Raw genomic sequence first — 19,834 nt, forward strand, 5'->3', positions numbered from 1 at the left:
GGACACAATGTAAATGCCGTGGCTTCCGGCGGCCGGTTCGGCAGGATGGAGGCGGTAAGGCCGGTTGACCCGGCGGGCACTTACAGATGCGGGGGGCACGTGAGCACGAGGACCGGCCGCGACGTGCTGGGCCGGGGCCTGCGGGTGCTCGGCCGCGCCATCCGTACCGAGCCGCGGCTCTTCGTCATCGGCGCGCTGGGCAGCAGCCTGTTCGGGCTGCTCGTCATCGCGAACTCGTACGTCGTCGGCGCGGTCATCGGCCATGTCGTGGTGCCGGCGTTCAGCGAGCACCGGGCCGGTACGGCCGAGCTGGGCCTGATCGCCGCCGCGTTCATCGGCATCTCGCTGCTGCGCGTCGCCAGCATCTTCGGCCGCCGCCTCGGCGCCGGGTTCATGCAGTTCCGGCTGCAGGCCCGCTACCGCCGCGCGGTCACCCGCCGCTACCTCGCGCTGCCGCCGGCGTGGCACCAGCGGCACGCCACCGGCACCCTGCTGTCCAACGCGAACTCCGACGTGGAGGCCGCTTTCGTCCCCATCGCGCCGCTGCCGTTCGCCGTCGGCACGATCGTGATGATCGTGGCCGCGGTCGTCTCGCTGTTCTTCACCGACTGGGTCCTCGCGATGGTCGGCGTCTGCCTGTTCCCGATGCTGTTCGGGCTCAACTACGTCTACTCGCGGCGGATGTCCCCGCGGCAGATCCGTGCCCAGCAGCTGCGCGGCCGGGTCAGCGCGGTCGCCCACGAGAGCTTCGACGGCGCCCTCGTCGTCAAGACCATGGGACGCGAGGCGGACGAGTCGAAGCGCTTCCAGGTGCACGTCAGCGAGCTGCGCGACGCGCTCATCTCGGTGGGCCGGCTGCGCGGCCTGTTCGACCCGCTGATGGACGCGTTGCCCAGCGTCGGCACCCTGGCGGTACTGCTGCTCGGGGCGTGGCGGCTGCAGACCGGTGCGCTGAGCGTCGCCGAGCTGGTCAGCGTGGCGTTTCTGTTCACCGTGCTGGCGTTCCCGGTGCGCGCGATCGGCTGGGTGGTCGCCGAGCTGCCGCGCAGCGTCGCCGGGTGGGAGCGGGTGCAGGCGGTGCTCGCCGCCGACGGCGACCTCGCCTACGGCACCGCCGAGGCCGCCGCGAGCGGACCGGCCGCGCTCACCTTCGACCAGGTCCATTTCTCGTACGGCGAGGACGGCCGGGGCGCCGAGGTCCTGTACGACATCTCGTTCACCGTCCCGGCCGGCAAGACGGTGGCGCTGGTCGGCGCGACGGGCTCCGGCAAGTCGACGATCGCCTCGCTGGCCGTACGCCTCGTCGACCCGGACAGCGGCACGGTGAGCGTCGACGGCATCCCGCTGCCCGAGCTGAGCGAGCAGGCCCTGGCTTCCGCGACCGCGCTCGTGCCGCAGATCCCGTTCATCTTCGACGACACGGTCCGCGGCAACGTGACCCTCGACCGCGACGGCGTGGACGACACGGCGGCCTGGCGGGCACTACGGCTGGCGCAGGCGGAGGGCTTCGTCGCGAAGCTGCCCGAGGGCCTGGAGACGCCGGTCGGCGAGCGCGGCACGTCACTCTCCGGCGGCCAGCGGCAACGGCTCACGCTGGCCCGCGCACTGGCCGGGCGGCCGCGGCTGCTCGTGCTCGACGACGCGACGAGCGCGGTGGACCCGCGGGTGGAGGCGGCGATCCTGGCCTCGCTGCGCGGGCACGAGGCGGGCGCGTCGATCCTCGTGGTCGCGTACCGGCGGGCGACGATCGCGCTCGCCGACGAGGTGGTCTACCTGGAGGACGGCAAGGTCGTGGCGACCGGCACCCACGCGCACCTGATGGCCACCGAGCCCGGATATCTGAACCTGGTGACCGCGTACGAGAAGGCCGAGCACGCCGAGGAGGTCACGGCATGACGACCGCGACCGCTGTGGTGGAAGAGGGGACGCTCGCCACCGTTCGCCGGGGCGTGGCGCTCTCGCCCGAGTTGCGCCCGGGCCTGGCGGGCACGCTCGCGCTGGCGTTCCTGTCGATGGCCGGCCGGGTGGCCGTGCCGATCGCGATCCAGCAGGGCCTCGACCGCGGCATCCGCGCCCCCGGCGGGCCGCACCTGGGCACGGTCACCCTGATCGTGCTGCTCACGCTCGCCGTCCTGGCCGTCTCGACCGCCTCCGGGTACGCCATGACGCGCCGGCTGTTCACGGTCAGCGAGACCGCGCTGGCCGCCCTGCGCGCCCGTACGTTCCGGCACATCCACGACCTGTCGATGCTGCACCAGCAGTCGGAGCGGCGCGGGTCGCTGGTCTCCCGGGTCACCGGCGACGTCGACCAGATCACCCAGTTCCTGCAGACCGGCGGCGTCATGCTGCTGATGACCAGCGGGCAGGTCGTGGTCACCACGGTCGTCATGCTGGTCTACTCGTGGCAGTTGACGCTGGTGGTGTTCGCCGCGTTCGTACCCGCCCTGATCGTGATCCGGCTGTTCCAGAAGCGGCTCGCCGGGGTCTACCGGATCGTGCGCGAACGCACCGGCGTGATGCTGGGCGCGGTCGCCGAGAGCGTCGTCGGTGCCACGGTGATCCGCGCGTACGGCGTGGCGGGGCGCACCGAGAAGCGGCTCGACACCGCGATCGACGACCTGCGGGTGGCCCAGCAGCGGGCGCTGCGTACCAGTGTCACCAGCTTCTCGACCGGCGAGATCGCCGCCGGCGTGGCCCTGGCGTCGGTGGTCGTCGTGGGTGTGCTGCTCGGCGTGGACGGCGGCCTGACCGTCGGCAAGCTGACCGCGTTCCTGTTCCTCGTCACGCTCTTCATCCAGCCGGTGCAGATCGCCACCGAGGTGCTCAACGAGGCGCAGAACGCGGTGGCCGGCTGGCGGCGCGTGCTCGACGTGCTGGACATCGAGCCGGACGTGGCCGACCCCGCCGACGGGGTGGAGCTGCCGCCCGGCCCGCTGTCGGTGACGTTCCGCGACGTGTCGTACCGCTATCCCGGCGGTCCGGTGGTGCTCGACGACGTCGACCTGGAGATCCCCGCGCGCACGAAGGTGGCGGTGGTGGGGGAGACCGGCAGCGGCAAGACGACGTTCGCGAAGCTGCTGACCCGGCTCATGGATCCGGCCGGCGGCGAGGTGCTGCTCGGCGGGGTGCCGCTGACCTCCGTACGGTTCGACTCGTTGCGGTCCCGGGTCGTGATGGTCCCGCAGGACGGGTTCCTGTTCGACGCGACGGTGGCCGGGAACATCCGCTTCGCCCGTCCCGGGGTGACCGACGACGAGCTGCGGACCGCGTTCGAGGAGCTCGGGCTCGCTGACTGGCTGGCCGGGCTGCCGCAGGGGCTGGACACGCCGGTGGGCGAGCGCGGCGAGGCGCTGAGCGTGGGGGAGCGGCAGCTGGTCGCGCTGGTGCGGGCGTACATCGCCGACCCGGACCTGCTGGTGCTCGACGAGGCGACCAGCGCGGTCGACCCGGCCACCGAGGTCCGCCTGCAGCACGCCCTGGACGCGGTGACCCGCGGCCGGACGACCGTCGCGATCGCACACCGGCTCTCCACCGCGCAGTCCGCCGACGAGGTGATCGTGGTCGACGCCGGCCGGGTCGTGCAGCGCGGCCCGCACGCGGAGCTGCTGCACGACCCGGAGTCCATCTACGCCAAGCTCTACGCGAGCTGGCTGGAGCAGACCCGCTGAGCGGCCGGGCTCAGCGGGCGTAGAACTCGACGACCAGCTGCTCGTCGCAGAGCACCGGCACCTCGGCACGCTCGGCCCGGCGCAGCACCGTGGTGCGCAGCTCCTCGAGCACGGTCGACAGGTACGGCGCGGCCGGCCCGTCGAGGTGCGCACCGGTCGCGGCGATCTGGAACGGCGGCTTCTGCCGGCTGCTCTCGCGGACCTCGACGACCTGGCCGGGCTTGAGCCGGTACGACGGCCGGTCGACCTTGTGCCCGTCCACGGTGAAGTGCCCGTGCGCGACGAGCTGCCGGGCCTGGTAGATCGTGCGGGCCAGGCCGGCGCGCTGCACGGTGGCGTCGAGGCGGCTCTCCAGCAGGGCCACCAGGTTCTCGCCGGTCTTGCCCTCCTTGCGGTGCGCCTCGTCGTACGCCGCCCGCATCTGCGCCTCGCTGATGTTGTACTGGTGCCGCAGCCGCTGCTTCTCCAGCAGCCGTACCTGGTAGTCGGACTGCTTGCGCCGCCCCCGGCCGTGGACACCCGGCGGGTACGGCCGCCGCTCGAAGTACTTCACGCACTTGCGGGTCAGCGGGATGCCGAGCGCCCGCGAGAGCCGGGCCTTGGGTCGGGAGTTGTTCACGGGCGATCTCATTCCTTCGTACGGATGCTACGGTTAGCCTCGCCTAACTAAGGTAAGCCTAACCCGGTGCCCGGAGGTTCCCGCATGCAGCCCACCCACGCCGAGGTCGCTCGCACGATCGCCGCCGGCCACCTGCCCGCCACAGCGCACATCGCCGGTCACCCCGGCCCGCTGCCGGTCCGGCACGTGACCGACGGCCGGGGCCGGGCGCTGCTGCTGTCCTCCCGCGACGGCGACCTCGCCAGGGCGCTGCGCCCGAGGCCGGACACCGGAGACACCGCGCTGATCCTCGACATCCCGGACGTGCCGCCGATCGCCGGGGCTCCGACGCTGGGCCGGGTGTGGGTGTCCGGCTGGGCAACTCCGCTGGCCGGGGAGGAGGCCCGCCGCGCGGCGCTCGACTACGCCGACGTCGACGCGGCGTCCGACCTGCTCGACGTCGGCACCACCCGGGTCATCCACCGCCTGCACGTCGCCGAGGTGCGCCACGAACGCCACGGCGTGCTCATCGACGTCGACCCCGACGAGTACGCCGAGGCCACGCCGGACCCGCTGCACCTCATGGAGTTCGACCTCATCGCCGACCTCGCCGACCACCACGAGCCGGAGATGGCCGCGTACGTGCGCCGCCGCCTCGGACCGGCCGCCCGCCCCGGTGACGAACCCCGCGTGGTGCGCCTCGACCGGTACGGCTTCGTCGTCCGGATGGGTGCCCGGCTGGCACGGCTCGCGTTTCCCCGCCCGGTGACCGACCGCCACGACCTGGCCCACCTGCTGCACCCGGTCCTCTGCCACCGCTGCGTCCGCACCGGCCGCGTGGCTTAGGGCCGCCCCCGCATCAGCGGCAGGGCCAGGTCGTCGACGATCGATCGGATGCGGTCCGGGGCCGGCGGCCCGAGATCCATCAGCAGGTCGTGGCGCACCAGGTCGAACGGCATGTCGAGCACTGCCGGCGGGATCCGGTCCAGGGCCAGCTCGCCGCGCTCGTGGGCGCGTCGGTAGATCGTCCGCTCGTGCGGGAGCCGCTGGTCGCCCATGGCCTGCTCGCGTACCCGTGCGGGCGTCAGGCCGGTGTCGGCCAGCAGCCCCGAGAAGGCGGCGGCCGCGGCGATGGCGAACAGGCCGGCGCGGGCCCGGCTCACCTCGGTGAGGTAGGCGAGCAGGTCGCCGCGCAGGGTGCCGGTGTCCGGCTCCGCGACCGGGTTCACAACGCGCTGGTGCTCGAAGGCGGCGAGCACCAGCCGGTCCTTGTTCGGCCAGCGGCGGTAGAGCACGGCCTCGCTCGTGCGGGCGCGTGCGGCGACCGAGCCCATGGTCAGGCGCGCGTATCCGGTCTGGACGAGCTCTTCCCACGCGGCGGTGAGCAGGGAGGCCTCGAGCTCCTTGCCGTGCCGGCGGCGGCGCGCAGTTTCCACCCGGCCACCTTAGAAAGTCTTTCCTTTCTTGCCAAGCGCTGCTAGAAAGGAATCCCTTTCTTGGAGGTGTCGTATGGAACCGACAGTCCTCATCGCGGGTGCCGGCCCGACCGGTCTGACGCTGGCCTGTGAGCTCGCCCGGGGTGGCGTTCCGTTCCGCTTGATCGAGGTCGCCCCGGGACCGCAGCCCGGCTCGCGCGGCAAGGGCGTCCAGCCGCGCACCCTCGAGATCTTCGAGGACCTCGGGATCGCCGGCCGGGTGCTCGCCCACGGCCGGCTCGCGATGCCGATGCACTCGAGCGCCCCCGACGGCAGCGTGACGCGGGGTGGAGCCGTGCCCGAGGACCTCGCGGACCGGCCCGACATCCCGTACCCGGCAAGCCTCATCACCCCCGAATGGCGTATCGAGGAGGCGCTGCGGCTGCGGCTCGCCGAGCTCGGCGGTGCCGTGGAGTTCGGCGTCGCCCTGACCGGCTTCGACCAGTCGGGTGGCGGGGTGTCGGCGACGGTCGTCCAGGACGGCACGGCTCGGACCGTGAGCGCGCAGTGGCTCGTCGGCTGCGACGGCGGCCGCAGCCTGGTCCGCAAACAGGCCGGCATCACGTTCGACGGCGAGACCCGCGACGAGGTGCGGATGGTCCTCGCCGACCTGCCGGTCGACGGGCTCGGCCGCGACGTCTGGCAGGCGTGGCGGCACGAGGAGGGCCTGGTCAGCCTCTGCCCGCTGCCCTCGACCGACCTCTTCCAGTTCGCGGCCGCCCTCGCGCCGGGGCAGGACCCCGAGCCCAGCCTCGCGAACCTGCGGGCGATCCTCCGGCGGCGGACCGGCCGCACCGACATCCACCTCCACGAGCCGCAGTGGTCGTCGCTGTGGCGCGCCAACATCCGCCTCGCCGGCCGCTACCGCGAGGGCCGCGTGTTCCTGGCCGGCGACGCGGCGCACGTCCACTCACCCGCCGGTGGGCAGGGGATGAACACCGGCATCCAGGACGCGTACAACCTCGGCTGGAAGCTCGCCGCGGTCGCCGCGGGAAGCTCCCCGGCGCTGCTCGACACGTACGAGGCAGAACGACGACCGGTCGCTGCCCACGTGCTCGCCCTGTCCACCGCCCGTCTCGCCGAGGTGCTCGCGCGCAACGATCTCCCCACCCGCCGCGACGCCAGCACGATCCAGCTCGACGTGGGATATCGCGGCTCCGCTCTCGCCCGCGACGACCGGGACGAGGCCGCGTCCCTCCGCGCCGGGGACCGCGCCCCCGACGCGACCGGGCTGACCACGGTCGAGGGGGAGCGCCGGCTGTTCGAGCTGACGGGCGGCGGGCGTTTCACCCTGGTGAGCTTCGGCGCGGCGCCCGCGGTGCCGGACGGCGTACGCACCCTGCGCGTCGTCGACCGGCCGGCCGGGCCCGGCGACGTCGCGGACACCCGTGGGCACCTGACCACTGCCTACGGCGCGACGCCCCGGACGCTGGTGGTCATCCGCCCCGACGGCTACATCGGGCTGATCTCCGACGCCGGGGACGCCACCGCGCTGTCGCGATACCTCGCGGACTTCCCGGTCCCGAACACCTCGGGCAGGTCCCCGGTGAGGTAGCGCTGCACGTTCGGCCCGATCGCGGCGGCGAGCTGGTCCACCGGGGCGGACGCCACCGGCTCGACCTTGAGCACGTGGCGTACCACGGCCAGGCCGGCGATCTGCGTCGCGACCAGGGCGGACCGCATCGGCGCCTCGCTCTCGTCGATGGCGAGCTGGGCGACCGCCCGGCGCAGGATCTGGGTCACCACGAACTCGCGCATCAGCCGGGCGGTCCACTCGTTGCTCATCGCCGAGCGCATCAGCGCCACCGCCGCGGTGCCGGCCGGCGAGTCCCAGACCGTGAGCACCGTACGCACGAGCCGCTCCCCGGCCTCCTCCCGCGGGCCCGCCAGCGCCTTCGGCACGAGCTCGGAGGGATCCAGCGGCAGGTTCATGGTCGCCAGGAAGAGCTTCTCCTTGGTGCCGAAGTAGTGGTGCACCAGCGCCGGATCGACCTCGGCGCCGGCCGCGATGGCGCGGATCGACGCCTTGTCGAAGCCCCGCTCGGCGAAGATCGTGCGGGCGGACTCCAGGATGGACTGCCGGGTGTCCTGGTTGCCGGGGCGCCGCCCGCTTCGCCGTACCAAAGGAAGGCTCTCCGTTCGTCTCAGGCCGTGCGCCGCCGCAGGGTCGCGGCCGCCAGCGTCAGGGCCAGGACCGCGGCGCCGGCGACGACCGTCAGATCCCACCACATCGTGCCGGTCGGCTCGGTGGAGCGTCCGACCTGGGTGAGCGCGTCCACCGCGTACGACAGGGGGAAGACATCGCTGGCGGCCTGGAGCCAGCCTGCCATCCGCTCGCGCGGCACGAACAACCCGCACAGCAGCAGCTGCGGGATGACCACCACGGGCAGGAACTGGACGGCCTGGAATTCGGTACGGGCGAACGCGCTGCAGAACAGCCCCAGCGCGACCCCGAGCACCGCGTCGACCACGGCGATCAGCACCACCAGCCCGGGGTTGCCGAGCGTGTCCAGCCCGAGCAGCCAGAACGCCGCCGCCACCGCGACCGATGCCTGCACCGCGGCGGCGAGACCGAACGCGATGCCGTACCCGAAGAGCAGGTCGAGCTTGCCCAGCGGCGTGGTGAGCAGCCGCTCGAGCGTCCCGGAGGTGCGCTCGCGCAGCATCGCGATGCTCGTCACCAGGAACATGATCACGAAGGGGAAGATGCCCAGCATCGTCAGCGCGATCCGGTCGAACGTGCGGGCGGTGTCGTACATGAAGTAGATCAGGGTGAGCAGGGCGACCGGCACCACCAGCAGCAACGCGACCGTACGCCGGTCGTGGCGCAGCTGCCGCAGGACCCGGCCCGCCGTGCTCGCGGTGATGCGAGGGCTCAGCGCGGTCATGCCGGCACCTCCTCGCGGTCGCGGATGAGGCGCAGGAACGCCTCCTCCAGGTCGTCGGTGCCGGCCGTGGCGCGGATCGCCGCCGGGGTGTCGTCGCCGATCAGCTCACCCTCGCGGATCAGCAGCAGCCGGTCGCAGCGCCCCGCCTCGTCCATGACGTGGCTCGACACCAGCAGCGTGGTGCCCTCGGCGGCGAGCGCGTGGAACTTCGCCCACAGGTCGGCGCGCAGCACCGGGTCCTGTCCGACGGTCGGCTCGTCCAGGACCAGCAGCCGGGGCCGGCCGATCATCGCGCAGGCCAGCGACGCGCGGCTGCTCTGGCCGCCGGACAGGTTGCCGACCAGCTGGGTCGCCGCGCCGGCCAGCCCGACGTCGGCGACGGCCCGGTCCGCGTCGGCCGCGGTGAGGCCGTACAGCGACGCGAAGTAGCGGGCGTTCTCCCGGACGGACAGGTCGGCGTAGACGCTCGGTGACTGGGTGACGTAGCCGACCGTACGGCGCAGCGCCGGTGACCCGGCCGGCTCGCCGAGCACCGTGACCGTGCCGGAGCGGACGAGCTGCACCCCGACGATCGCCCGGATCAGCGTCGTCTTCCCGCTGCCGCTCGGCCCCAGCAGCCCGGTGACGCTGCCGGCCCGCACGTCGCACGTGATGCCGCGCAGCACCCGCCGTTTCCCGCGGTCGATCACCAGATCGCGCACCTCGATGGCGGTGGTCATCGTCGCCTCCCCGAAACTCATCAACTGTTGAGTTCAACGCTAGATGAATTCGATGGGCGGGGCAATGACCGCGCGGAAGGTGGCACGCGGACATGACAAAAAGCCGCGGCCCCGACAAGCGGGACCGCGGCTGGAGAAGAGCGGGAACTACAGGGAAAGGATCCGGTCGAGGAACTCCCGGTAGCCGCGCATGGCCATCCGCATGCTCTCGGTGTCCGGCACGGCGTCGTCGCTCAGCGGGTCCAGGCGGTCCCGCTCGGCGAGCATCGCCTCGCCCAGCTCCTGCACAGCCTCGGTGAGCAGGGTGTGCGCCCGGGTCAGCGCGGCCACCGGGTCGTCCACGAACTGCGCCTTGACCTCGTGCCACTCGGCCCGGAACTGCGCGCTGGCCGCATCGTCCCAGAACGCGATGGACTCCTGGCGTACGTCGCCGGGGCGCAGCGGGCCGTCGCCGCCGTCCTCGCGCGCCGCCCGCCGTCCGGCCACGGCCTCGTCGCGGGCCCGCCGCCCGGGCTCGTCCTCGGCGGCACGGCGTCCGGCGCGGGTGTCGTCCGGCTCGGCGGCGCGCCGTCCCTCCCGCACGTCGCCCAGCGTCGCGGCCCGGCCCTCGGCGGGGTCGGCGGCCCTTCTGCCCGGCACGCGGCCCTCCGGCTCCTCGTCGGCGCGGCTGCGGCGCCCACCGGGCACCGGGCCCGGTTGCAGCGGGTTCGGCGGCAGCGGCTGGACGGGCGCCGGCTGCAGCGGGTTCGGCGGCAGCGCCGACTGCAGCGGTGGCGGCTGCAGCGGGTTGGGCGGCAGGGGCGCCTGGACGGGCGTCGGCTGCAGCGGGTTGGGCGGCAGCGCGCCGGCCCGGAAGGCGGCGTCGGGGCGGCCCCACGCGGCGGAGCGGTCGTCCTCGGGCTCGTCGCCCTGCTCCGGCCGTCCGCGTCCAGCAGGCTGCCCGGCGCCCGGCTCGGCGGGCGGGGTGCCGAAGCCCGGGAACGGCGGCGAGGTGTCGCCACCCTCACCGGCCGGCACGGAAGCACTCCCCGACGTGGGCCCGCGGTGGACGGGCGGGGCCCACGCCTCGTGCTCCTGCGGCGCGGGCTGGGCCGAGACCGGCCGGATGCGGGCGTCGCCGCCCGGCTGCGCGCTGACCGGGCGGTCGAGCGGCATCGGCACCTGCGCCGAACCGGTCACCGCCGGCGGGCCCGCGTCCGGGCGGTCCGCACCGTCCCGCGCGTCCTGGCGGCCCGCGCCCTCCCGGGCGTCCTGGCGGTTCACGCCGTCCCGGGCGTCCTGGCGGCTTGCGCCGTCCCGGGCGTCCTCCGGCGCGCGGCGGGCGCCCGGCGGGTCGAGGGGCGCCAGCGGGTCGGCCGGCAGCTCCGGCGTCTGCGGTCCGGCCGACGCGAACGGCGACGGCGCGCACAGCGGGGGTGTCTCGGGGGCGACCTGCGGCGCGAACGGCGACCGCGCGCCCGGCAGGCTGCCGTTGGCGACGGGGTTCTGGCCGTTGGCGCGGGCCGTGCCGCCGTGGCGGGGCCCGAAGTCGTCGCGGTGCCCGTTCATCTCCACCGGTGGGAAGCCTCCCTGGTCGGTCCAGCGCAGTCCGTTGGTCGTGCCGCCCAGCAGCGCGTCCGCGGGTCGCCGGGACCCGAGCGGAACCATCTGGGTGTCGTTCGTCAGCGCGGAGCCCGCCTGCGCGCCGGCCCGGCCGGCCGCGGTCTCCGCATCGGTCGCGGCGGGCGGGTCGTCGCCGGGCCGTCGCTGACCGGGCACCGGCCCGGCCTCGGCCGGCTCGCGGCCGTCGTCCGGGGTGGCCGTCGGCTCCATGATCGAGACTCCCGTCGCGGTGGCGGCGTGACCGTCCGCTGGGCCGGACGGGCACGGGCGCGACACCTCTGGCGCAGCGCACGACGACGGTACCGTCCCGGGGACGGACGTCACACCCCCTGTGTGGCTCCGTGACCGGATCGTGGGCTAGAGACAGCGGCCCACGTGGACGGCTGCGCCCGGTACGAGACAATCTGGCACTGTGCCTGCCACAGACCTCGAGAACCAGCCCGCCCGGCCCTCCGCCCTCGACCCGGCCGTCGCCGCCCGCCTGCGCCGTACCCCCGACGGCCTGGTCGCCGCCGTCGTCCGCGAGCACGGCAGCGGTGACGTGCTGATGCTGGCCTGGATGGACGACGAAGCACTGCACCGCACCCTCACGACCGGCCGCGCCACCTACTGGTCCCGCAGCCGCCGCGAGTACTGGGTGAAGGGCGCCACGTCCGGCCACCACCAGTACGTCCGCTCGGTCGCGCTGGACTGCGACGGCGACGCGCTGCTGGTGACCGTGGACCAGGTCGGGGCGGCCTGCCACACCGGCACGCACACGTGCTTCAGCGACGAGCTGCCCGTCAGCGCACCGGAGGAGAACCGATGACCAGCGGTGCCGTCACGCCGGAAGAGGACGCCTTCCTGGCCCAGGCCGCGCGGCGCCGGGTGGTGCCGGTGACCCGGCGACTGCTGGCGGACGGCGAGACCCCGATCGGCGTGTACCGCAAGCTCGCCGGCGGCCCGGGCACCTTCCTGCTCGAGTCCGCCGAGCAGGGCGCCGGGTCGGCCGCGTGGTCGCGCTACTCGTTCATCGGCGTCCGCAGCGCCGCCACGCTGGTCGAACGCGACGGCCAGGCGGCCTGGCTGGGCACCCCGCCCGCCGGGGTGCCGCTCGACGGCGACCCGGTGGCCGCGCTGCGCGAGACCGTCGCGGCGCTGGCCGCCCCCGAGGACCCGGGTACGGCGGCCGGCCTGCCCCCGCTGACCGGCGGCATGGTCGGCTACCTCAGCTACGACCTGGTCCGCCGGTTCGAGCGGCTCCCGGCGACCGCCACCGACGACGTCCCACTCCCCGAGCTGGGCATGATGCTCGCGACCGACCTCGTCGTGCTCGACCATTACGACGGCTCGGCGATCCTGGTCGCCAACGCGGTGCTGCCGGACGGTGCCGACGCGGCCACCGCGCGGGCCGCGTACCACCAGGCCGTGGGCCGGCTCGACGCGATGACCACCGCGCTGTCGCGCCCCACCCCGCCGATGATCTCCACCGTGGAACGCCGCGCGCCGGGCGAGGTGGTCAGCCGTACCGCGCCGGGCGACTACCAGAAGGCGGTCGAGACGGCGAAGGAGGCGATCCGGGCCGGCGAGTGCTTCCAGATCGTCGTGGCGCAGCGCTTCGAACGGGCCACCGACGCCGACCCGCTGGACGTCTACCGGGTGCTGCGGGCCACGAACCCCAGCCCGTACATGTACCTGCTGCGCTTCGACGACTTCGACATCGTCGGCTCGTCGCCGGAGGCGCACCTGAAGGTCAGCGCGGCCGAGGGTGGCGTACGCCGGGCCCTGCTGCACCCGATCGCCGGCACCCGCTGGCGCGGCGCGACCCCGGAGCAGGACAACGCGCTGGCCGCCGAGCTGCTCGCCGACCCGAAGGAGCGCGCCGAGCACGTCATGCTCGTCGACCTGGGCCGCAACGACCTGGGCCGGGTGTGCCGGGCGGGCAGCGTGGAGGTGCCGGACTTCGCGCGCATCGAGCGGTACAGCCACGTCATGCACATCGTGTCCACGGTGGTCGGCGAGCTGCGCGAGGACCGTACGGCGTTCGACGCGCTCGCGGCAACGTTCCCGGCGGGCACGCTGTCAGGCGCCCCGAAGGTCCGGGCCATGGAGATCATCGAGAGCCTGGAGCCCACCCGCCGCGGCCTGTACGGCGGCACCGTCGGCTACTTCGGCTTCGCCGGCGACATGGACATGGCCATCGCGATCCGTACGGCGCTGATGCACCACGGGACCGCGTACGTGGGTGCGGGCGCGGGCATCGTCGCCGACTCCGACCCGGCCGCGGAGGAGCAGGAGACCCGCAACAAGGCGGCCGCCGTGCTCGCTGCGATAGCCGCCGCCGAGACCCTGCGCGCGGCCCGATGAGGACGGCGTCCCGCCGTCTCGGCGTCGCGGTGCTGCTGTGCGTGGCAGGGGCGGCCGTGGCGCTCTACGGCATCACCCGCACCTGGGCGGTCGAGGTGACCGTCCGGCCCGGCCTGCCGGAGCTGCGGTCGTCGCGCACCGGCACCGACGTGGCGCCGTGGGTGATCGCGCTGGCGCTCGTGGCGCTGGCCGGCGGGGGCGCGCTGCTGGCCACCCGCGGCCTGGCCCGCCGGGTGCTGGGCGGGCTGCTCGCGGTGGCCGGCGCCGGTGTGGCCGTGGGGGCGATCCTCGGCCGCGCGGGGCTGGACGTCGGCGCGGCCGGTGCGGGTGGCACCTTCGGGCCGGTCGCGTGCGTCGCCGGGGGACTGCTGGTGCTGGCCGGCGGCTGGTCGGCGTTGCGTCACGGCCACGAATGGCCGGGCATGGGTGCCCGCTACGAGCGCCGCGTGCAGGCGACGCCGCCCGCTGCGGCGGGTGATCACCAGGCCGGCACCGATGACCGGGCCGGCACGGATCAGCGGGTCGAGACCAGGGCGGCGTGGGACGCGCTGGACCGCGGGGACGACCCGACGGCGCGCTGACCGGCGTTGCGCGGGCGCGGGCCGGCGGCCAGGGCGGCGACCATCGCGTCCATGTCGGCGCGGGCCTGGGCGCGGGCGCGGTCGGCGCACATCGCGGCCCAGGCGTTGCCCTGGGCGGTGCGCACGTTGTCCTCCCCGACGACCTTGCGCTCGACGCCGGCGAGGATCTCGGCGGCGTACGAGAGGACGGTCCGGGAGACAGCGGCGAATCCGGTCTCGGCGGCTTCCATGGTCACCTCCACAGGGCGCGGGCTCGGGCCGTCGGCGTGGCACCGCGGACCAGTTTGCCCGACAGCCATGGTGCCGGAGTCGTATTTCCGACCGGTGACACGACCATCACCGGTTGGTGGGGGTCAGCCGATCATCCGGGGGGTCCCAGCACGCCGCGTGGGACCACGGGGGAGGATGTGACGTAAGACAAGCTGCCGCCCGGCAGCGCATTATGCCGCAGCCCACCTCGTGAGGCGCGCCATACCCCGGGCGGCCGGAGGAGTCGGCGGCCACCTAGCATCGGGCCGAGGACACCCGGAGAGGGGAGTCATTAGGTGACATCCGATCAGCGTGGTGCGGGATCGCAGAACGTGCTCGAGGAGATCCTGGCGGGGGTGCGCGAGGACGTCGCAGCCCGGCAGGAACAGATCTCGCTCGACCAGGTACGCGAGCTCGCGGCGGCGGCCCCGCCGGCGATCGACGCGTACGCGGCCCTCCGCAAGCCCGGCGTGGCGGTGATCGCCGAGGTGAAGCGGTCGTCGCCGTCGAAGGGCGCGTTGGCTGACATCCCCGACCCGGCGGAGCTCGCCGGTGAGTACGCGGCCGGCGGCGCCCGGTGCATCAGCGTGCTCACCGAGGGCCGCTGGTTCGGTGGCTCCCTGGAGGACCTGGCCGCGGTGCGAGCCGCGGTCGGCGTGCCGGTGCTGCGCAAGGACTTCGTCGTCTCCAGCTATCAGGTGCACGAGGCCCGGGCCCACGGCGCCGACCTCGTGCTGCTCATCGTGGCGGCGCTCGAGCAGAACGTCCTCGTCGGCCTGCTCGAGCGGATCGAGTCGCTGGGCATGACCGCGCTCGTCGAGGTGCACAACGAGGAAGAGGCCGACCGGGCACTGGACGCCGGCGCCCAGGTCATCGGGGTGAACGCCCGCGACCTGCGCACGCTGGAGGTGGACCGGTCCGTCTTCGAGCGGATCGCGCCGGGCCTGCCGAACAACGTCGTCAAGATCGCCGAGTCGGGGGTGCGCGGCCCGCACGACCTGATCCGGTACGCGTCCGCCGGCGCCGACGCGGTGCTGGTGGGCGAGGGGCTCGTGACCCAGAAGAGCCCCCGCGACGCCGTGGCCGAGCTGGTCAACGCCGGCAACCACCCCGCCACCCCGCGGCCCGTACGGTGACGGCCGAGGCCCTGCCCGACCTCGCCGGCCACTTCGGCCGGTACGGCGGGCGTTTCGTCCCCGAGGCGCTCGTGCGGGCGCTCGACGAGCTGGACGCCGCGTACCGTGAGGCCAAGAACGACCCGGTCTTCCAGGACCGGTTCCACGGCCTGCTGCGCGACTACGCCGGCACGCCGTCGCTGCTCTACCGCGCGGAGCGGCTGTCCGAGGCGCTGGGCGCGGAGATCCTGCTCAAGCGTGAGGACCTGAACCACACGGGCGCGCACAAGGTGCGCAACGTGCTCGGCCAGGCGCTGCTCGCGAAGCGGATGGGCAAGCCCCGGGTGATCGCGGAGACCGGCGCCGGCCAGCACGGCGTCGCGAGCGCCACCGCGGCGGCCCTGCTGGACCTCGAGTGCGTGGTCTACATGGGCGAGACCGACACCGAGCGGCAGGCCCTCAACGTGGCCCGCATGCGCATGCTCGGCGCCACGGTCGTGCCGGTCACCAACGGTTCCCGCACGCTCAAGGACGCGCTCAACGAGGCGCTGCGCGACTGGGTCGCGAGCGTCGACACCACGCACTACCTGCTCGGCACGGCCGCCGGCCCGCACCCGTTCCCGGAGATCGTCCGCGACTTCGTCGGCGGCATCGGCACCGAGGCGCGCGAGCAGTGCCTCACCCAGCTGGGGCGGCTCCCGGACGCCATTGCGGCCTGCGTCGGCGGCGGCTCCAACGCCATCGGCATCTTCCACGCGTTCGTGCCCGACCAGCAGGTCCGCCTGTACGGCTTCGAGGCCGGCGGCGACGGCGTGGAGACCGGCCGGCACGCCGCCTCCATCACCGGCGGCTCGGCGGGTGTGCTGCACGGCGCCCGCACGTACGTGCTGCAGGACGAGGACGGCCAGACGGTCGAGTCGCACTCGATCTCGGCCGGCCTGGACTACCCGGGCGTCGGCCCGGAGCACGCGTGGCTGCACGACACCGGCCGCGCGGCGTACGAGCCGGTCACCGACGACGAGGCGATGGCGGCGTTCCAGCTGCTCTGCCGCACCGAGGGCATCATCCCGGCGATCGAGAGCGCGCACGCGCTGGCCGGCGCCGCCCGCATCGCGCCGCGGCTGGCGGCCGAGCTGGGCCGCACCCCGACGATCGTGGTGAACCTGTCCGGCCGCGGCGACAAGGACGTGCACACCGCCGGCGCCTATTTCGGCATCCTCGACCAGGTCGAGACGATCGTGCCCGGGGAGAACTCGTGAGCATCTCGGCAACCTTCGGCAAGGCGAAGGCCGAGGGCCGGTCCGTGCTGGTGGGCTGCATGCCCGCCGGCTTCCCGACGGTCGACGACAGCATCGCCTCGATGGTCGCCATGGCCGAGGCCGGCTGCGACGTCATCGAGGTGGAGCTGCCGTACAGCGACCCCGTGATGGACGGGCCGGTGATCCAGAAGGCCAGCGACATCGCGCTGGCGAACGGCGTACGGACCCGCGACACGCTGCGCATCATCGAGGCGGTGGCCGGCGCCGGCGCGACGGTCGTGCTGATGACGTACTGGAATCCCATCGAGCGGTACGGCGTCGACGCGTTCGCCCGCGACCTCGCCGCCGCCGGGGCGACCGGCATGATCACCCCCGACCTGATCCCGGACGAGGCCGGCGAGTGGATCGCGGCCGCCGACCGGTACGGGATCGACCGCACGTTCCTGGTCTCGCCGTCCTCGACCGACGACCGCCTCGCCATGACCGTCGCCAACTGCCGCGGCTTCGTCTACGCGACCGCGCTGATGGGCGTCACGGGCGCCCGCACGTCGGTGTCGTCGCAGGCCCCGGAGCTGGTCGCGCGGGTACGCGCCGTGGACCCGGAGATGCCCGTCGGCGTGGGCCTGGGCGTCGGCACCGGCGCGCAGGCCGCCGAGGTGGCCGCCTTCGCCGACGGCGTGATCGTCGGCAGCGCGCTCATCCGGTGCGTCCTCGAGGCCCCCGACCTCGCCACGGGCCACCAGCGGCTGCGGGCGCTCAGTGCCGAGCTGGCCGAGGGCGTACGGTCCGGCGCGCCCTCCTGACACCACGCGCAGCAATCGGCGGTAGGGTGCGCGCGTGAAGCTCGCCGCTATCCCCAGCCCCGCCACGTCGGTCTGGCACGTCCTCGGCCTTCCGATCCGGGCGTACGCGCTCTGCATCGTCGCGGGCATCGTCGTCGCCGTGCTCGTCATGGAACACCGCCTGCGCCGCCGCGGCGTGGCGCCGTGGGCCTCGCTGGACATGGCCGTGTGGGCGGTGCCGTTCGGCATCATCGGCGCGCGGATCTACCACGTGATCACGTCCCCGGCGGAGTACTTCGGCGACGGCGGCCACCCGATCCGCGTCTTCCAGATCTGGGAGGGCGGCCTCGGCATCTGGGGCGCGGTCGCCGGCGGCGCGCTGGGCGCCTGGTTCGCGGCCCGCCAGCTCGGCCTGCCGCTCGCGGTGTTCGCCGACGCGCTCGCCCCGGGCCTGCCGCTCGCGCAGGCGGTCGGCCGGCTGGGCAACTGGTTCAACAACGAGCTGTACGGCAGCGTCACGACCCTGCCGTGGGGCCTGCGGGTGCACGACATGGACCGGTCCAACCCGGGCCACGCGACGGTCATCGACGGCAAGCCGGTCACCCTCCCGGACCTCTACCACCCGACCTTCCTGTACGAGGCGGTCTGGGACGTCGGCGTGGCGGTGCTGGTGTACCTGCTCGACCGCCGGTTCAAGTTCGGCCGGGGGCGCGCGTTCGCCCTGTACGTGATGGCGTACACGCTGGGGCGCCTCTGGATCGAGATGCTGCGCATCGACGACGCGAACCACTTCTTCGGCATCCGCCTCAACGTCTTCACCTCCATCGTGGTGTTCCTGCTGGCGCTCGCCTACTTCCTGGTGGTCCGCGGGCCCCGGGAGTACGTGGTGCCGATCGACGCCCCGGAGACCGAGCCGGAGCCCGAGCGGGCGAGCGACGTGGACCAGGTCGACGTCGGCGCCTCCGCCACGGGTGCCGCCCGTCCGCCGAGGGCCTATCAGGTGGTCAGCGAGGAGCGGTTCCAGGCGTACGAGCGCACCGGCATCCTCCCGCCCGCCGAGCCGTCCGCCACGCCTTCCGCCGAGGAGCCCGAGCCGGCCACGCAGGCTGGGCCGGCCGCTGCGACCGAGCCGGCCGCGGCGACGGGACCGGCCGCGGCGACGGGACCGGCCGCGGCGACGGGACCGGCCGTTGCGACCAAGACGGAGGCTCAGCCCGCAGCCGAGGCCCAGCCCGCGTCTGCGGGCCCGACCGAGCCGGCCGCTGACGACGCGCCGACCGCGGCGTCCGGGTCCGAGGGCGACGACGCGCGGCCGGCGGCTCCCGCGTCCGCCGACGAGCGTTAGAGGCCGGGGCCGCGACATGCGCACGGCCGTGGTGGTGGGCGCGGGCATGGCGGGGCTCGCCGCCGCCGGCGCCCTGGCCCGCGACGGCTGGCGGGTGACGCTGCTGGAACGCGGCGAACGGGTCGCCGCGCCGCCCACCGCGCTGGTGCTGTGGCCCAACGGCCGCCGCGCCCTCGAGGCCCTCGACCCCGACGGCGGCTGGTGCGGCATCGCCGCGCCGCTGCCCGACGGCGGGGTACGCCGCCCCGACGGCCAGTGGCTGGTCGCGCCGCACACCCGCCCGGGAGCGGGACACGCCCCCGCGGTCGTGCACCTGGAGGACCTGTACGACGCGCTGGTCGCGGGGCTCGGCGACGGCGTGGAGATCCGTACCGGCGTGGAGGTCACCACCGTGCGGGCCCGGCGCGCCGCCCGGCCCGCGGTCGGCGACGGCCGGGTGGTGTTCGAGGCGGACCTGATCGTGGCGGCGGACGGCATCGACAGCCCGGTCCGCCGGGTCCTCGCGCCGGAGGCCGTGGCGGTCGGCTCGGGCTTCGCGGCCTGGCAGGCGGTGGTCCCCGGCTACCGGGCGCCGGCGCTGCCGGAGGATCAGGCCGCCGGGGGAGAGACGCTCGGCGCGGGCTACCGGTTCGTGTCGATGCCGCTCGGCGAGCGCGCGGCCGGCCGTGGCGGGGTCTACTGGGTGGCGACGGCGGCCGGCGCGCCGCGGCCCGAGTCGCCGGCGACCCAGCTGAGCCTGCTGCGCCGGTGGTTCGCCGAGTGGCACGCGCCGGTGGGCGAGCTGCTCGCCGCGACCCGGCCGGAGGACCTGGTGCCGCAGGAGGTGCGCGAGCTGCGACCGTTGCCGCGGGCGTACGGCTTCCGCTGCGGCTCCGGCGGCGTGGTGCTGCTGGGCGACGCCGCCCACGCGATGCCGCATCACCTGGGCCAGGGGGCCTGCCTGGCGTTCGAGGACGTGGCGACGCTGCGGTCCCTGGTGGCCTCGGTGGAGCCGGGACCCGGGCTGTGCCAGGCGGTGGAGGCGTACGACCGCGCCCGCCGCCCGCGGACGGCCAGCGTGGTCCGGCAGAGCCGGCGCATGTCCGCGGTGGTGCAGGCCCGGGGCCGGCTGGCGTTGCGGGCCCGCGACGCGGCGCTCGGCTCGCTGCGCCCCCGCATCCTCGGCCACGCGCACGGCCTGGCCGCCGACTGGCACCCTCCGGAATAA

Annotated in this window: 19 protein-coding genes; 12 read left to right on the top strand and 7 right to left on the bottom strand. The window is 74.5% G+C overall.

What is annotated here, in order from left to right; genetic code table 11:
- Positions 1 to 99: 99 nt before the first annotated feature.
- The gene (locus tag IT780_RS26505) at positions 100 to 1,896 is read left to right on the top strand and encodes an ABC transporter ATP-binding protein (protein WP_307831393.1); all 1,797 of its coding nucleotides are present in this window, start codon (positions 100 to 102) and stop codon (positions 1,894 to 1,896) included.
- Complete coding sequence (locus IT780_RS26510; RefSeq protein ID WP_199514437.1) at positions 1,893 to 3,668, top strand: ABC transporter ATP-binding protein; 1,776 nt, start codon at positions 1,893 to 1,895, stop codon at positions 3,666 to 3,668. The genes IT780_RS26505 and IT780_RS26510 overlap by 4 nt, the downstream gene beginning before the upstream one ends.
- A 10-nt stretch (positions 3,669 to 3,678) precedes the next feature.
- Here IT780_RS26510 and rpsD read toward each other — a convergent pair whose 3' ends face one another.
- The gene (gene rpsD, locus IT780_RS26515; RefSeq protein ID WP_307831394.1) at positions 3,679 to 4,287 is read right to left on the bottom strand and encodes a 30S ribosomal protein S4; all 609 of its coding nucleotides are present in this window, start codon (positions 4,285 to 4,287) and stop codon (positions 3,679 to 3,681) included.
- Positions 4,288 to 4,371: 84 nt separating this feature from the next.
- On the opposite strand from rpsD, the gene IT780_RS26520 reads away from it, so the two are divergent.
- Positions 4,372 to 5,112 (top strand): DUF2470 domain-containing protein, encoded by a 741-nt coding sequence (locus tag IT780_RS26520; RefSeq protein WP_199514441.1) that lies wholly within the window; start codon positions 4,372 to 4,374, stop codon positions 5,110 to 5,112.
- Here IT780_RS26520 and IT780_RS26525 read toward each other — a convergent pair.
- Positions 5,109 to 5,702 (bottom strand): TetR/AcrR family transcriptional regulator, encoded by a 594-nt coding sequence (locus tag IT780_RS26525; protein WP_199514442.1) that lies wholly within the window; start codon positions 5,700 to 5,702, stop codon positions 5,109 to 5,111. The two genes, IT780_RS26520 and IT780_RS26525, sit on opposite strands and share 4 nt — an antisense overlap.
- Before the next feature lie 73 nt (positions 5,703 to 5,775).
- Here IT780_RS26525 and IT780_RS26530 point away from each other — a divergent pair, with 73 nt between their 5' ends.
- Entirely contained in the window at positions 5,776 to 7,296 is a 1,521-nt protein-coding gene (locus IT780_RS26530) for an FAD-dependent oxidoreductase (protein ID WP_199514443.1), read from the top strand.
- On the opposite strand, the gene IT780_RS26535 is transcribed toward IT780_RS26530, so the two are convergent.
- The 4 genes from IT780_RS26535 to IT780_RS26550 all read right to left on the bottom strand — a co-directional run bounded on the left by IT780_RS26535 (position 7,194) and on the right by IT780_RS26550 (position 11,160).
- On the bottom strand, positions 7,194 to 7,865 hold the full coding sequence (locus IT780_RS26535; RefSeq protein ID WP_199514444.1) for a TetR/AcrR family transcriptional regulator: 672 nt from the start codon (positions 7,863 to 7,865) through the stop codon (positions 7,194 to 7,196). The two genes, IT780_RS26530 and IT780_RS26535, sit on opposite strands and share 103 nt — an antisense overlap.
- A 20-nt stretch (positions 7,866 to 7,885) precedes the next feature.
- Entirely contained in the window at positions 7,886 to 8,620 is a 735-nt protein-coding gene (locus IT780_RS26540; protein ID WP_199514626.1) for an ABC transporter permease, read from the bottom strand.
- 5 nt (positions 8,621 to 8,625) lie between these two features.
- Complete coding sequence (locus IT780_RS26545; protein WP_199514446.1) at positions 8,626 to 9,348, bottom strand: ABC transporter ATP-binding protein; 723 nt, start codon at positions 9,346 to 9,348, stop codon at positions 8,626 to 8,628.
- A gap of 147 nt (positions 9,349 to 9,495) precedes the next feature.
- Positions 9,496 to 11,160 (bottom strand): hypothetical protein, encoded by a 1,665-nt coding sequence (locus IT780_RS26550; RefSeq protein ID WP_199514448.1) that lies wholly within the window; start codon positions 11,158 to 11,160, stop codon positions 9,496 to 9,498.
- A gap of 202 nt (positions 11,161 to 11,362) precedes the next feature.
- On the opposite strand from IT780_RS26550, the gene hisI reads away from it, so the two are divergent.
- Genes hisI through IT780_RS26565 form a run of 3 tightly spaced genes read left to right on the top strand, consistent with a single transcriptional unit; the run spans position 11,363 to position 13,877 of the window.
- Positions 11,363 to 11,758, top strand: coding sequence for a phosphoribosyl-AMP cyclohydrolase (gene hisI / locus IT780_RS26555; RefSeq protein WP_199514452.1), 396 nt, complete (start codon positions 11,363 to 11,365; stop codon positions 11,756 to 11,758).
- Positions 11,755 to 13,296: an anthranilate synthase component I gene (locus tag IT780_RS26560; RefSeq protein ID WP_199514453.1), complete on the top strand. Its 1,542-nt coding sequence runs from the start codon at positions 11,755 to 11,757 to the stop codon at positions 13,294 to 13,296. Before hisI ends, IT780_RS26560 begins: the two co-directional genes overlap by 4 nt.
- Positions 13,293 to 13,877, top strand: coding sequence for a Trp biosynthesis-associated membrane protein (locus IT780_RS26565; RefSeq protein WP_199514455.1), 585 nt, complete (start codon positions 13,293 to 13,295; stop codon positions 13,875 to 13,877). Before IT780_RS26560 ends, IT780_RS26565 begins: the two co-directional genes overlap by 4 nt.
- On the opposite strand, the gene IT780_RS26570 is transcribed toward IT780_RS26565, so the two are convergent.
- Positions 13,811 to 14,107 carry a hypothetical protein gene (locus IT780_RS26570; protein ID WP_233413542.1) on the bottom strand — a complete coding sequence of 99 codons (297 nt, stop codon included), beginning with the start codon at positions 14,105 to 14,107 and terminating at the stop codon, positions 13,811 to 13,813. The genes IT780_RS26565 and IT780_RS26570 overlap by 67 nt on opposite strands.
- Positions 14,108 to 14,458: 351 nt before the next feature.
- On the opposite strand from IT780_RS26570, the gene trpC reads away from it, so the two are divergent.
- The 5 genes from trpC to IT780_RS26595 are packed head-to-tail and all read left to right on the top strand — an operon-like array spanning position 14,459 to position 19,834.
- A complete protein-coding gene (trpC, locus tag IT780_RS26575; RefSeq protein WP_199514627.1) occupies positions 14,459 to 15,262 on the top strand; it encodes an indole-3-glycerol phosphate synthase TrpC in 804 nt (267 codons plus the stop codon).
- Complete coding sequence (trpB, locus tag IT780_RS26580; RefSeq protein WP_199514456.1) at positions 15,259 to 16,500, top strand: tryptophan synthase subunit beta; 1,242 nt, start codon at positions 15,259 to 15,261, stop codon at positions 16,498 to 16,500. Before trpC ends, trpB begins: the two co-directional genes overlap by 4 nt.
- Positions 16,497 to 17,303, top strand: a complete 807-nt coding sequence (gene trpA, locus IT780_RS26585; RefSeq protein ID WP_199514458.1) for a tryptophan synthase subunit alpha — start codon at positions 16,497 to 16,499, stop codon at positions 17,301 to 17,303. Before trpB ends, trpA begins: the two co-directional genes overlap by 4 nt.
- Before the next feature lie 34 nt (positions 17,304 to 17,337).
- Entirely contained in the window at positions 17,338 to 18,627 is a 1,290-nt protein-coding gene (lgt, locus tag IT780_RS26590; protein WP_199514460.1) for a prolipoprotein diacylglyceryl transferase, read from the top strand.
- Positions 18,628 to 18,643: 16 nt separating this feature from the next.
- Entirely contained in the window at positions 18,644 to 19,834 is a 1,191-nt protein-coding gene (locus tag IT780_RS26595) for an FAD-dependent oxidoreductase (RefSeq protein ID WP_199514462.1), read from the top strand.

Source organism: Nucisporomicrobium flavum (assembly GCF_016464385.1).
In the GTDB taxonomy this organism is placed as follows: domain Bacteria; phylum Actinomycetota; class Actinomycetes; order Mycobacteriales; family Micromonosporaceae; genus Actinoplanes; species Actinoplanes flavus_A.